Origin of the sequence: Paraglaciecola sp. 20A4 (assembly GCF_011378905.1) — a bacterium.
Lineage (GTDB): Bacteria > Pseudomonadota > Gammaproteobacteria > Enterobacterales > Alteromonadaceae > Paraglaciecola.
The window spans coordinates 81601-95323 of the sequence record NZ_WTPY01000003.1; the positions used below are offsets into that span (position 1 = coordinate 81601).

Consider the following 13723-nt stretch of genomic DNA (forward strand, 5'->3'; position numbering starts at 1 on the left):
ATGGACTGGTCTAACGTCTTAAAGGTATTGATTAAGAATGCATAGGCTAAATTGATTTCGACAACATGCTTGGCCATTCAAATAATAAAGAGGTAGGGAAATACAATGAATAAACTTTTGCTTAGTGTGAGCATTGCTGCTGTTTTAGGGCTGACAGGCTGCAACGGAGACTCCATAGCAGATAAAGAGACCAATACACCCGTCGAAAAACCGTTTGCAAGGGTTGTATTCGACCCAGCTAATAGTGATTTGAATTTGCCAAATGATTTACTCATGTTGCCAAACGGTAATTTTTTTGACTTTACCTTAAATACCGAAGGTGATGATACATTCGATGGTGCAAACCCTGAACATGCGTTGAGTGCCTTAGATGGTTGGTCAACACAAAACCCATTCGCAATTAGGGTTACATTACCCACTGGTCTTGATATTGACGCCAGTAGTGTAAACGGTTCGTCTATCAAATTATTTAAAGCCACTCAAGCTTTAGAAGGGACGTCAGCAACGTGTCAAACGATAGCGGCCGCGTCACCTGCACCTGGCATTCCTTGCGAGTTAGGTGAAGAATTAGTTTATGGTGTAGATTTTATTACCTCTTATACGGCTGACACAGGTTCAGTTGGGGTTGTCCCGCTTAAACCTTTAGATGCTGGCCAAGGTTATATGTTGGTGGTTACCGACGCATTGCTCGATACCGACGGCAAGAGTGTTAAGGGTTCAAGTACATGGGAACTTGCCCGTCAGGATATCAATACGTTGCCGCTTTCCACTGACGAGCAATTGCAGTTACAAGGTTTGGTTAATAGTCTGGTTAATGTCGTTATCCCAACCGGTATTGACCGTGAGGCGATTTCTTATGCGGCTTATTTTTCTACTGTTTCTACCGACACTGTAATGAATTCAGTTAAACAACTGCAGATTGCAGGCTACGCGCAAGCATTTGCTGCAGCGATGGCCGCGACTGGCGGAGACGCAGCCGCATCATCAGCGGTTGCCCGTGGTTATTTACCGCAATTGAATGTCTCAACTGACAGTATTTCTAATGCGTTTGAAGCATTAGGCTCTCAACTAGGCGATACTTACAGTGCATTGCAGACACAAGGCTTAGGTACGTGTGCTGAATTGTCTACAGCGTTAGCTGCTGCCGGTGCCAATGCAAGCGCTGAATTGACGAGCTCGATGACATTTTGTGCTGCTAAGCGCCTATTAGGCGAAGTGAAGTTACCGTATTACTCAAGCACAACCAATCCATTAGGCGACTGGTGGCGTGCAGCTTGTACCAGTGGGGCTACATTACAGCTTATGGGTCAAGAAACCGTAAGTGCATTAGTGCAAGCGGGAGCGCTCGGGGATAATGATGATTTATGTCAATTAGCGTCAGATGGTCAGTTGCGAGATTTAGATTTAACCTCCCTAGGAGTTGACGACCCACGTAATTTAACGAAGTTTAATCCGATACCTGTTGCCCAAGGAACGAACTCTGATGATGACTCGACTGAGTATAACGAAGCGGGTACAGAAACATTGGGTGTCCAAATCACTGTGCCCGATGAATCTATCATTGCAATATTATCAGCCGCAACCGATGGCGCTATTGCGTTACAAACTAAACCTCAGGACGGGTGGCCTGTGGTTATTATTCAACATGGAATTACACTCTCAAAAGAAAATGCGTTAACCATTTCTGCTGCGCTTTCACTAGCCGGATTTGCTTCTGTTGCCATTGACCATCCTTTGCACGGTTCACGTGGGTTTACCTTAGAAGATGGTACTGTTGTTAATGCATCTTCACATTCTGCTACTGACTATATGAATTTAGCGGGGTTATTGTCTGCACGAGATAACCTACGCCAAAGTGCGACAGACACCCTTGGCTTACGTTTGGCGCTTAATGCAATTAATGATGCGTCTGGTATGGTCGATTTAGATTCGTCCAAGGTACATTTCATTGCCCAGAGTTTAGGGGCAATTTCAGGTACTAACACCGTTGCCAATGCGAATACGCCGTTTGAAGGCGACTTCGCACCCTTTAGCGATATGTATACCATTAATACCGCAGTGTTGAACGTGCCATCTGGCGGCGTCGCCAATTTCTTATTCGAATCTGCTGATTTCGGGCCTTTAATTAAAGGTTCATTACTAGCTGCATCGTCTACTGATTTTGCCGCTTTTCTAACGCAGTATGCAACGGCTAACTCACTTGCGCTTGAAGCGGCTCTACGTCCTGCGTATAGCGCATTTTATGCTGCAATTGACGACGAGCAACGTGCTGAAATTAATGCCACCTTTAGCCAGTTTACTTTTGCTGCTCAAGCAATATTAGATGCAGGTGATCCGATTAACTATGCGCAGCGTTTAAGTTCATCAACACCGACCTTGATGCAGCTGATGGTAGGCGGTGGCATAAATGATGATGGCGAAACGGCTCTGACTGATCAAGTTAATCCTGTTGTTACTTCACTGCCACTTTCAGGGGGCATTCCTCTCTCCAAAGTGATGGGCTTAAAGCAAGTATCATCTACGATTGAAAGTGATACTTCGCAGAATGCGGTGGTATATATATCAACGGGTGAGCATCAATCTTTGTTCCGTTTTACGCCAAGTGTAGCGGCAACCACAGAGTTACAAAACGAAGCTGTTCAATACTTTTTAACAGATGGTAAGAGTGTTGTTATTGCAAATGAAGACGTTGTCGCTAACTAAAGCGCCACAATAAACGTTAAAAGCTAGGCTGTGCCTAGCTTTTTTTTTAGTAATTAGTCCCAATATCGCTTAGATAGTTAACGTTTAGGAGCATGTAGTTTGGAATTTTTGTATGAATACGGGCTATTTATAGCCAAAGCAGTCACCATAGTTGTTGCTATATTACTGGTGGTTGGCGGGGTGGTAGGTCTTATCAGTAAGCAAAAGCACCCTAAAGGAAATCTTGAGATAGATTCTATTTCAGATCGACTAGATGATATTAAAGCCAGTGTGAATCATTTAATTTGTACAAAAGAAGAGCTCAAAAAGAAAAATAAAGAACAAAAGAAAGCCGACAAGGCTGCTAAAAAGGACGCAAAGAATAAACCTGACGGAGATGATAAAGGTAACCTGTATGTTATCGACTTTGATGGTTCGATGGATGCCCACGAGGTTGAAAATTTGCGTGAAGAAGTCACCGCCATTATTTGTATCGCTGGGCCAAAGGATGAAGTGCTTGTTCGCTTAGAAAGTGGTGGTGGTGTAGTGCATGGTTATGGACTAGGGGCATCACAATTACAGCGTTTGAAGGATAAAAAAATCCCACTGACTGTCTCTGTTGATAAAGTAGCTGCAAGCGGTGGATATATGATGGCCTGTGTAGCGGATAAAGTACTTGCTGCTAAATTTGCCATCATAGGGTCAATTGGTGTTATTGCTCAAATACCAAACTTTAATAAATTATTAAAGAAAAATGATATTGAGTTCGAACAACATACGGCAGGGCAGTTTAAGCGTACATTGACCATGTTTGGTGAAAACAATGATGAAGGACGACAGAAGTTTAAAAGTGAACTGGAAGACGTTCATCAAATGTTTAAGGGTTTTGTTCAAGAACATCGACCATTATTATCAATCGATACAGTGGCAACCGGTGAATATTGGTATGGAACTAAAGCACTCGAAATGGGCTTAGTCGATCACATTCAGACGTCGGATGATTTTTTACTCGCAACTAACAGCGATAAAAAGATATATTCGGTAAAATATGCTGTTAAAAAGAACCTCGCTGAGCGATTCGGCATTTCAGTTAGTACTGGGGTTACCAATACACTTATGCGCTTGTGGAGTAAAACCCAAATTATTGCTAAATAAACAATTAGACCAAAGATTAATTTCTTACAAAAAATGCCGATATTTTGTCGGTATTTTTTTTATCTTAATTAAATGCATGACAAATTTAACCTCGCGATTACTTTGTTTAATTATAAAATACATCGCACAAATGAAGTAAATTAACATTAAATGGTTAATTACTCTGTTAGTAGCCATGGGAGCTTTTTGACCATTTAATCTATTTGTAAGTTCAACTCTTTATCGTTATAAATAATATGTAATTCAATAATAAACCGGACCGTTTTTACTGAATTCTTAACCGCGTAATATCAATCAGCACCCGCTGACAAAAAACTAATAAAAAACTGATATATGCGAATAAAAATATAATAAAGTTGGATAATAAATGAACACGTCAATAAACAAATTAACGAAAAGTATTCGCTATGTTATCGCTACCTCAGCTGCCGTTGCAGTGACAGCGATAACCCCTGTATATGCTCAACAAGTAAAAGATGACAGCGCAGAGGTAGAAAAAATCGCTGTGGTAGGAAGCCGCTCAGCGCCGCGCTCAGTTGCAGACTCTCCTGTTCCAATTGATATTATTGGAGGGGATGAATTAGGCAAATCTGCATCAAGTGATATGTTAGATATGCTAGTTAGCTCAGTACCTTCTTTCACAGCCCGTGCACAACCTATATCTGATGCGGCAACGCTTATACGCCCAGTCAACTTACGTGGATTGTCGTCGGACAGTACATTAGTGTTGGTTAACGGAAAACGTCGCCATCGCGCGTCCGTTATTGCCTTCCAAGGTGGGGGGATAAATGATGGCGCTCAAGGGCCTGATATTTCAGTTATTCCTAGTTCTGCATTAAAGCAAGTTGAAGTATTACGCGACGGTGCGGCCGCCCAATACGGCTCTGATGCTATCGCCGGTGTTATGAACTTTGTATTAAAAGACGATGCAGATGGCGGTTCATTGTCCGTTAAACGAGGTGAGTACTTTGAGGGCGACGGTGCTACCACCACAGTCGAAGGGAACGTAGGCTTACCGTTTACCAAAGATGGATACGCTAATTTAAGTTTTCAACTTAAAAATGCAGATGCTACCAGTCGGAGTGCACAACGTCCCGATGCGGCTAACCTTATCACTCAAGGCAATACCGCTGTTGGCAACCCTGCACAAATTTGGGGTAATCCAGAGATAAATGACGACATTAGTTTATTTGGTAATGTGGGTTTGGATCTCGGCGATGATAAAAAATTCTATATGTTTGGTAACTATTCTGAACGCGACATAATCGGTGGGTTTTATTATCGAAACCCTCATAACCGCGGACAAGTTTATTCGAACGATGATGGCGCAAGTTTGTTAATAGGGGACGTTGGTGAGGCTGCAGGTGGTGAGCGAACGTGTGCGTCAGTGCCAATTCCAAAAATAGCACAATCCGATGGGACGTTTATTGATGGCAATGTTTTGGCGTCAACTGCTTACTTGGATATGGTAGCGGATCCAAATTGCTTCTCAATGAACCAAGTTTTTCCAGGTGGTTATACGCCAGCATTTGGCGGTAATATAACGGATACGTCATTGGTTATGGGCGTTGAAGGCGAATTGAAAAGTGGATTTTTATCGGGTGCTCATTTTGATTTGAGTGGCTCTGTGGGTCGTAGCGAATCGTCTTTCAATTTAAGTAACACGTTAAATCCATCACTTGGGTTAGATACGCCCACTGAATTTGACACTGGTAAATATATTCAACTGGAGAAAATGTTTAATTTAGATTTGTCTAAGCAAATTGACGTGGACTCTATCGACTCATTAAACGTTGCGGGTGGACTTGAATGGCGAGAAGAGTCATTCGAAATCGTTGCGGGTGAAGAGTCTTCATGGAAAGCAGGGGACTACGCTTCTCAAGGTTTTAATATTGGCTCTCACGGCTTTAAAGGTTTTGGTCCAGAAGCTCAAGGTACTAATACTCGTCGCAGTATTGGTGCATATGTAGATGTTGAAGCTTATATTACGGAAGACTTTTTAATTGGCGCAGCGTTACGTTACGAAGATTTCACCACCTTTGGTGACACCACTAACTACAAGTTAACCTTTCAGTACTCCGTTACCGACGAACTCTCGCTGCGCGCTTCTACTAGCACGGGCTTTAGGGCGCCAACGGTTGGTCAAGCAAACGTCGTTAACACCCAAACATCAATAGTGGGTGGCGATCTTATACAGAGTTTCTTGGCGCCACCTACAGATACTTTATCAGCATTCTACGGCGGTAAAGAGTTGAGCCCTGAAGACTCACAAAGCTATGCTTTTGGGGTAGTTTATCAGGCTGGCGATTTCTTTATGAGTGCTGATTTGTACAGTATTACTGTTGAGGATCGTATTGCTCAGTCCAGTAAAATTGATGTACTGGCTGATGATTATGAAGCGTTAAGAAGTTTAGGTGTGCAAAATCCTGAGCTTATTTCAGCAGTAACCTATTTTGCCAACGACTTCGATACTAAAACGCAAGGTTTAGATTTAGTTGCAAACTATTCACATCAAATCTTTGATTCAAGTGATACTAAATTTTCGTTAGCCTATAACTGGAATGAAACTGAAGTAGAAAAGTTTAATCCAGCTACGACTAGCGATGGCAAAGTTCGTTTGTTAGAAGATGGGATCCCTCATCACAGAGCAACCTTCACTGTATCTCAAAGCTGGGACATGGTGAGTGCATTTGTGCGCATGAATTACTTCGGCGAATATTTTGCGGTTCATGCGGATGATGCTGAAGTTGGCGGTTGGAACCAAACTGCCGGTAGCAGCGCTACCTTTGATGCTGAGGTAAGTTATTTTGTTACGGATCAAATCACCTTATCGGTTGGCGCAAGTAATTTGTTCGATCGGGAAGCAGAAGAGCTACCAGCAAGTTCATATGCAGCGGTAGGCGGTCAATATTATGAAAGTGGTCCATATGACTATAATGGTGGTTTTTACTATGTTAAAGCCAAGTACAACTTTTAAATCTTAGCGTCTACATACTAAGGCCTTGTCAATGACAAGGCCTTTTTTTTAGGCTTATTTGTATGATGATTTCTATATTTTTAGCCCTATATCTCAATTGTCTTTAGTCATTATGCGCGCTCAATATAGCCATTTATCTCTTTAAATAAAAGTAGTACGTAGATGAGTGATCGTCTTCTAAGAATTTTTCGTATATCTACTGTTAATTTTATCTTGGTACTAAGGAACTTACGTGACGGCATTGGTATGGTTAAGAAGTGATCTTCGCAGCAAGTGGCATAGTCCAATCGATTACGGGATTGCCAATCACGATAAAGTGATTGCTGTGTACTGCATCCCAAAAGCTCAATGGAAGAAGTACAACCTCGCTCAGGTTAAGATTGATTTGATTTATCAACGTTTGGCGTTTTTAACAGAAGATTTAAAGCAACGTAATATTATGCTCCGTGTGCTGCATACTGATGATTATGCTGCAACCACAGATGCATTAGTCAAATTGTGCGAGCAGGAGGGTGTGAGCCACATTTATTGTAATGCAGAATATGAGTGGGATGAGCGCCAAAGAGATAAAGCCGTAAAGCAAGCGTGTAATGAAAAAGGGATTACAGTGGCGATGTTCCACGATACGTGTTTGGTTAAGCCAAGCGAAATCATTAATTTGCAAAACACGCCTTATAAAGTCTTTACGCCATATTTTAAACGCTGGTTAGAGAAGGTTACCCAACAGTTACCTGGTGTACCTGAAATAACCAAGGCGAAAGACAGTGGTTTTATCAGCAGTGACGAGCATTCGCACACGTTTAATGAGTCTTCACAGACTGACAACTTGATGAACAACAATGCACATCTGTGGCCATCAACCGATCAAGACATTATTAAAAAAATGAACGTGTTCATTAATGAGTTTGCGCCAGATTATCCAACTAATCGAGATATTCCGAGTGTCGATGGTACCAGTAAAGTTTCACCTTACTTATCAATTGGTGCCCTGAGCCCTGCTCAATGCTTATTTCATGTATTACAGAGTTACGGTGAAGAGGCGTTGACACCTGATCATGGGGCATATACCTGGATCAAGGAAGTGGCATGGCGAGATTTTTACCGCTACGTGATGTATCACTTTACTCATGTCAGTCGTGGTTTACCATTTCAAAAGCATTATCAGCATTTCAAGTGGGAAACCAATCAAGATAACTTTACGGCATGGAAAGAGGGGAAAACGGGGTACCCAATCGTAGATGCGGCAATGATAGCGCTAAAAGAAACGGGTTGGATGCACAACCGTTTACGAATGATTGTTGCCAGTTTTTATTGTAAACATTTATTGTTGCCTTGGCAGTGGGCTGAAGATTATTTTATGAGCCAGCTGATTGATGGGGATTACGCATCTAACAATGGTGGATGGCAGTGGAGCGCTTCAGTGGGCACAGATGCAGCACCTTATTTCCGTATTTTTAATCCTACGACTCAAAGTCAACGCTTTGATCCCCAAGGTACGTTTATCAAAAGATGGTTGCCTGAATTGTCGAAGCTTACTGCAAAGCAAATACATGAACCGAGTAAGTATTGTGATGTTCAACGCTTAGGGTACTGTCTACCTATTGTCGAACATAAAGCGTCGGTGACGCGCACGAAGGCACAATTTAAAGGTTTTTTGGCTGCGTATAATCAGACAAAATAATTTCAAACATTGTGAGCTATAGGTTGTAAGCTAAAACTGTTACTCAGATTAAATACCTTTATAATAATGCGAATTTTTTGCGGGTAAGTATTATGCTTACCGACGCTAATGTCGTTAGAGTGCAGTTTAGGATACAAATAAAATGAGTATGAATAATTTTCGATTGTTGGCGTATCTGGATGACTTACTGCTACCACAACAAGTTAACGATTTTTGCCCAAATGGCTTACAGATTGAAGGTAAAGGAAATATTGCAAAAATCGTTTGCGCCGTTACTGCCTCCCAAGCATTAATTGACCACGCTATTGAGCTAAAAGCAGATGCCATTTTCGTTCATCATGGTTTTTTTTGGAAAGGCGAGACAGCCAATATCTGTGGCATGAAAAAAAATAGAATTGCGGCGCTGTTAAAGCATGATATAAATCTTTTCGCCTATCATTTGCCTTTGGATATTCACCCTACGTTGGGGAATAATGCTCAGCTAGGAAAGTTACTCGGAGTCTCGCAAGTTGAGCCTTTGATGGTTAATTCAGGTCCACAAGGGATTATTATGCAGGGCAAGTTTGAACCTGAGCTCACCTCCACTGCACTCGCTGATAAAATCTACACGTTATTAGGCCGCATCCCCTTACATGAAAATGTAAATAGCAAGCCAATCCATACAGTTGCTTGGTGTACCGGGGGAGGCCAAGGTTATATTGAAGCTGTTGCGCAGCAAGGTATTGATGCCTTTATTACGGGCGAAGTATCAGAACAAACCATCCATATCGCCCGTGAGATGGGTATACATTTTTATGCTGCTGGGCATCATGCGACAGAGCGTTATGGAGCGAAAGCCATTGCTGAACACTTATCGACGCACACTTCTATTGATGCCGAATTTATTGATATTCCCAACCCAGCCTAATATAAGTTGCCAGAGTGCGAAGCGCTGAATAATGAGTAAATTACATGCAAAGTGATAAATGCGATCAAAATTTTGATGCCATCGCGAGTAAATTCGAAAAAAATATTTATGGCACTAGCAAAGGTCGTTTACGACATGAGTTGTTGAAATATTACCTTCATAAACATGTGGACTTCAGTCAGTTAGATTCTGCACTTGACGCTGGCGGTGGTACGGGGGAAATGTCTCGCGTTCTGCTGGACGAAGGGTTAACGGTTACCTTAAGTGATATTTCTCAAGAAACATTAGATATGGCTAAAGTAAAATGTCAAAACACCAACCGCTTAACACTTCTTCACAGCGATATATTGGGCTTACCGGAGACGCAATACGATTTGGTTGTTTGTCATGCGGTACTGGAGTGGCTAAACGATCCCTTTATCAATATTCGTAAGTTGATTGCTATGACGAAAGTCGGGGGGTATTTTTCCCTGTCTTTTTTCAATAAAGATGCGCAAACGTTAGGCAATATTTTGTATGGGAATTTCGATTACGTAAAACAAGGTATGAAGGTTAAAAATCAAGTCAGGTTAAGCCCAAATAAACCGCTAGAACCGCGAGTGGTTTTAGCATTTTTGCAGGATCAAAATATTTCAATTACGAGCATGGCAGGGATCCGCTGCTTCCATGACTATTTGAAAAATCCTCAGATGCAACAGACCCATTACGAACAACTCAAAGAGTCCGAAATCACCTTTGGTGATAAGGAGCCTTATCTATGGTTAGGTAAGTATTTTCATATTTTAATGCGCAGAGAAAGCTAACTTTTTAGCTAATTTGTGAGTAACGCAGCGATATCCTGCTCAATCTGTGCAGGTTTTGTCTTTGGCGCATAACGTTTAACTACATTGCCTTGACTGTCGACTAAAAATTTTGTGAAATTCCATTTTATGCGAGTTGAACCGAATAAACCTGGCGCATGCTTTTTAAGATAAATAAACAAGGGGTGGGCATTGATACCGTTTACTTCAACCTTTGCGAAAAGCGGAAAGGTTATATCAAACGTTGTATTACAGAACTGGGCAATTTTTTCATCATCACCTGGTTCTTGATGACCGAATTGATCACAAGGGAACGCGAGTACTTCAAACCCCTGGGAATGAAACTTATCCTGAAGCGCTTGTAGTCCAGTGTATTGAGTTGTAAAGCCACACTTACTGGCTGTATTAACAACTAACAACACCTTACCGTGATAGATATCAAGAGAAAGACCATGGCCATTGTTATGCTTAGCAGCGAATTGATAAATGTTATTCAACGGTTTCATTCCGGTTTGCTGATAGATGTAATATAGTGGCATTTTTATGCAAACTATCAAGGGTTTAAATCAACACTATGGCAATAAAAATAGCGTTTATCGGACTGGGTGTAATGGGTTTTCCTATGGCCGGTCACCTTGCGAATGCAGGTTACGATATTACCGTATTCAATCGTACGCAATCTAAAGCTCAGGCTTGGTTGAAAACTTACTCAGGGCGGTCTGAACCGACGCCTAGTTCGGCAGCCGAAAACGCTGATGTTATTTTTATCTGTGTGGGTAATGATGATGATTTACGCGCCGTGGTATGTGGTGAACATGGCATATTGGCTTCTGCCAAGAAAGATTGCGTATTGGTTGATCACACGACAGCCTCGGCTGATGTCGCCAGAGAATTGGCACAATTGTGTGTTACTAAAGGGATAGATTTTCTTGATGCGCCTGTTTCAGGCGGTCAAGCTGGTGCCGAGAATGGTCAACTAACCATTATGTTAGGTGGAGAAAAGGCAAGTTTTGAACGCATCAGTCCTATTATCGAAGTATACGCACGATTTAGTCGTTTACTGGGTCCGGTGGGTAGCGGGCAATTAGCGAAAATGATGAATCAAATCTGTATAGCCGGTGTTGTCCAAGGCTTAGCGGAAGCATTACATTTCGGTCAAAATGCCGGTATGGACTGCCAAGCGGTAATAGACGTTATATCCAAAGGCGCTGCACAGTCATGGCAGATGGAAAATCGCGCAAAAACCATGATTGATGGAGAATATGAATTTGGATTTGCGGTGGATTGGATGCGTAAAGACTTAAATATAGCGCTCAACGAAGCGCGTAAGAACGGCAGCACACTAGCATTAACGGCGTTAGTCGATCAATTTTATGCAGATGTACAGCGCCAAGGTGGGAATCGCTTCGATACATCTAGCTTACTCGCTCGATTACATAAATCATAAATTTGCTTTATGCATAAAGGTATTCACATGAAACAGACGTTAATTTTTATTATATTCAGCACGCTCTTCTTGTCGGCATGTTCTACTCCCTATGGGTATCATAGCCCCGCACCAGACACATGTGACGGTGCGCCAGGTTGTGCGGTATCTGCAGTTGTTAGCGGGTTGCTAAAAACTACGCCGTCAAAAGACACTAAGTGTGCAGATATGCGCGGGGAGCGAAAAGCAGCCTGTGACGCACAGGTCAGCGCCCTAAAAGCGTCGATTGAAAATGCAAAACGGCAATAATACAAATAACGGCGCTTATGCGCCGTTATTTAATACGTTTAGTTCGCTACTCAATTGCTATTTTAATTAAGTGGTAACGGAATCACATTGCCATTGGTGGCCCTGAAAACTAACTTTTGCTTTTGAATACTCTCGTTCAGCTCGCCACGTTCTGTTATTCAATTTAACTACCACACCTGGGTAAATTCGTTTATTTGCTACCAGCATTATATTTTGTTGATAATCATCTTTGTTAGCCGTTAGTTCAACAGCCTTCTGTTCTAACCATTGCATAAGCTGAGACTCATTGTCGAACAATTCTTGGGCAGCGTTAACTTTGTCGCGTAAATCATCTGGAATAAATTTACTATTAATAATTTTCATTCGATCAGCATGACGGCTGCAGTTTTGCCTTATCTGCCTAACTAACTCATCTAACGAATCTTTGCGAGCAAGTAAGCTGTTAAAGCCATCACTAAAATCTAACGTGAGGTTACTACCTGATACTGCGCCAAACGTACCCGCCTGAACTCGGTTCTGACTAAATATACTGCAAGCGAAGAGGTTACCGTTTGGTTTATCAACTGGACCGACAAACATTTCCTTCTTACACTCAACTTTACTGAATGCTAGTTGACGCCCTATCGTGACGCCTCCATCGCATTTTATGTCTAGACCTTGCCCATGCTGGATATGAATACTACCTTTGGCGCGTAAAGTTGTGCTGTACTCAGTTCCCGCATCATTGACCTTTCCCATTGCACCTTCAGTAATAATGATATCGCCACCAGCATGTATCGTTGCTGATTCTACAAAACCATTTACAGTGACATCTCCGGTGGCAATAATTTCCATTTTTTCTGTTACATCGCCGTTAACTAATACTGCCCCATCGTAATTGACATTACCTGAGCCAACGTTGACACCTTTGCAGATATACGTGTCATCGACCCACATTTTCTGATCTTTAAATTTTGGCATGCCAGAGATTTCGGCAAGCAGTAGATTGTCGTCGTTATCACTAATAACGGTCCCGTCACCTGGACGAAGAGCTTTCCATTCGCCAGCTTTAGGGGTTATCACTTCGCCAGTGACTGTATAGCCAGGGCGTCCGTTAGAAGGCGGTAAGCGGCGAAGCAATTCAGTTCCCGCTTTAACACAGATGATGTCACCTAAATTGCGCATATCAACGCGGCCATGATGAGATGTTTGTGGACGTAGAATGCGATCTAAAGCATTTTGTACTAGAGGCTGTAATTTAGATGAACGGCCGTTTTTAGCTGGTAATCCTTTGGCGATGGTGGCAGAGACAATTTCACCGGGCTTAGCGACTAAATATGTCTCATGCAGCGCATATACGCGTTTATGACTGAGACCTCGCTGCACTTTATTATTTTCGGCGAGACTCACTAAGTCTTCAATGGTTAATTGTGATGCGCCGTAGCCTTTAGTAATCGATAACGTCGCACTGAGTAGGCCTTCTTCTATTTTACATTTGACCGTGTTGTCTCGTCGTTCGCCAACCTGTTCAAACAGCGTGTCGTTAGATTCATTTTTAATCGTTTTTTGTAAATTCGCTAATAGCTTCAGAACAGCTTCATCATTAATATAAAAATCACCATACTCACTATTCTTGATAGCATTTAGCAATGACTTTACATCGAGATTACCTTGTAACTCTTCAGGCTTAATCTGTACATTTAAATATGTATCAGTTTCATCAACCTGTAAGATTATTCCTTCCATTCAAACCACCTAGCGTCTTTATAATAAAACCACAACAATGATACGGCCTAGTGTCGTACCA

10 protein-coding genes are annotated in these 13723 nt (G+C 42.0%); 8 read left to right on the forward strand and 2 right to left on the reverse strand.

Translation table 11 applies throughout. The annotated features are described in order from the left end of the window. The first annotated feature begins 105 nt into the window (after positions 1-105). The 6 genes from GQS54_RS04745 (at position 106) to GQS54_RS04770 (ending at position 10205) form a co-directional block, all read left to right on the forward strand. A complete protein-coding gene (locus tag GQS54_RS04745) occupies positions 106-2703 on the forward strand; it encodes a VolA/Pla-1 family phospholipase (RefSeq protein ID WP_166422877.1) in 2598 nt (865 codons plus the stop codon). 99 nt (positions 2704-2802) lie between these two features. Then, positions 2803-3837 carry a protease SohB gene (sohB, locus tag GQS54_RS04750; protein WP_166422878.1) on the forward strand — a complete coding sequence of 345 codons (1035 nt, stop codon included), beginning with the start codon at positions 2803-2805 and terminating at the stop codon, positions 3835-3837. A gap of 367 nt (positions 3838-4204) precedes the next feature. Further along, on the forward strand, positions 4205-6814 hold the full coding sequence (locus GQS54_RS04755) for a TonB-dependent receptor (protein WP_166422879.1): 2610 nt from the start codon (positions 4205-4207) through the stop codon (positions 6812-6814). A 232-nt stretch (positions 6815-7046) separates the two neighbouring features. After that, the gene (locus GQS54_RS04760; protein ID WP_166422880.1) at positions 7047-8495 is read left to right on the forward strand and encodes an FAD-binding domain-containing protein; all 1449 of its coding nucleotides are present in this window, start codon (positions 7047-7049) and stop codon (positions 8493-8495) included. A gap of 142 nt (positions 8496-8637) precedes the next feature. After that, positions 8638-9402: a Nif3-like dinuclear metal center hexameric protein gene (locus GQS54_RS04765; RefSeq protein WP_166422881.1), complete on the forward strand. Its 765-nt coding sequence runs from the start codon at positions 8638-8640 to the stop codon at positions 9400-9402. A 44-nt stretch (positions 9403-9446) separates the two neighbouring features. Continuing rightward, positions 9447-10205 (forward strand): methyltransferase domain-containing protein, encoded by a 759-nt coding sequence (locus GQS54_RS04770; RefSeq protein WP_166422882.1) that lies wholly within the window; start codon positions 9447-9449, stop codon positions 10203-10205. Between the two features lie 8 nt (positions 10206-10213). Here GQS54_RS04770 and GQS54_RS04775 read toward each other — a convergent pair whose 3' ends face one another. Beyond that, entirely contained in the window at positions 10214-10708 is a 495-nt protein-coding gene (locus tag GQS54_RS04775) for a glutathione peroxidase (RefSeq protein WP_166422883.1), read from the reverse strand. Positions 10709-10776: 68 nt separating this feature from the next. Between GQS54_RS04775 and GQS54_RS04780 the strand changes: the two genes are divergently transcribed. Both GQS54_RS04780 and GQS54_RS04785 read left to right on the forward strand, forming a co-directional pair. Next, entirely contained in the window at positions 10777-11649 is an 873-nt protein-coding gene (locus GQS54_RS04780) for an NAD(P)-dependent oxidoreductase (protein ID WP_166422884.1), read from the forward strand. Positions 11650-11676: 27 nt separating this feature from the next. Beyond that, a complete protein-coding gene (locus GQS54_RS04785) occupies positions 11677-11937 on the forward strand; it encodes a hypothetical protein (protein WP_166422885.1) in 261 nt (86 codons plus the stop codon). Positions 11938-12003: 66 nt separating this feature from the next. Here the strand turns inward: GQS54_RS04785 and GQS54_RS04790 are convergent, their stop codons facing one another. After that, positions 12004-13662, reverse strand: a complete 1659-nt coding sequence (locus GQS54_RS04790; protein ID WP_166422886.1) for a FapA family protein — start codon at positions 13660-13662, stop codon at positions 12004-12006. Positions 13663-13723: the final 61 nt, after the last annotated feature.

What these genes read in the sequence shown, in the direction of transcription:
- GQS54_RS04785 (WP_166422885.1), top strand. Translation starts at nt 11,677, where the DNA reads ATGAAACAGACGTTAATTTTTATTATATTCAGCACGCTCTTCTTGTCG.
- GQS54_RS04745 (WP_166422877.1), top strand. Translation starts at nt 106, where the DNA reads ATGAATAAACTTTTGCTTAGTGTGAGCATTGCTGCTGTTTTAGGGCTG.
- GQS54_RS04755 (WP_166422879.1), top strand. Translation starts at nt 4,205, where the DNA reads ATGAACACGTCAATAAACAAATTAACGAAAAGTATTCGCTATGTTATC.
- GQS54_RS04790 (WP_166422886.1), bottom strand. Translation starts at nt 13,662, where the DNA reads ATGGAAGGAATAATCTTACAGGTTGATGAAACTGATACATATTTAAAT.
- GQS54_RS04775 (WP_166422883.1), bottom strand. Translation starts at nt 10,708, where the DNA reads ATGAAACCGTTGAATAACATTTATCAATTCGCTGCTAAGCATAACAAT.
- GQS54_RS04765 (WP_166422881.1), top strand. Translation starts at nt 8,638, where the DNA reads ATGAGTATGAATAATTTTCGATTGTTGGCGTATCTGGATGACTTACTG.
- GQS54_RS04770 (WP_166422882.1), top strand. Translation starts at nt 9,447, where the DNA reads ATGCAAAGTGATAAATGCGATCAAAATTTTGATGCCATCGCGAGTAAA.
- GQS54_RS04780 (WP_166422884.1), top strand. Translation starts at nt 10,777, where the DNA reads ATGGCAATAAAAATAGCGTTTATCGGACTGGGTGTAATGGGTTTTCCT.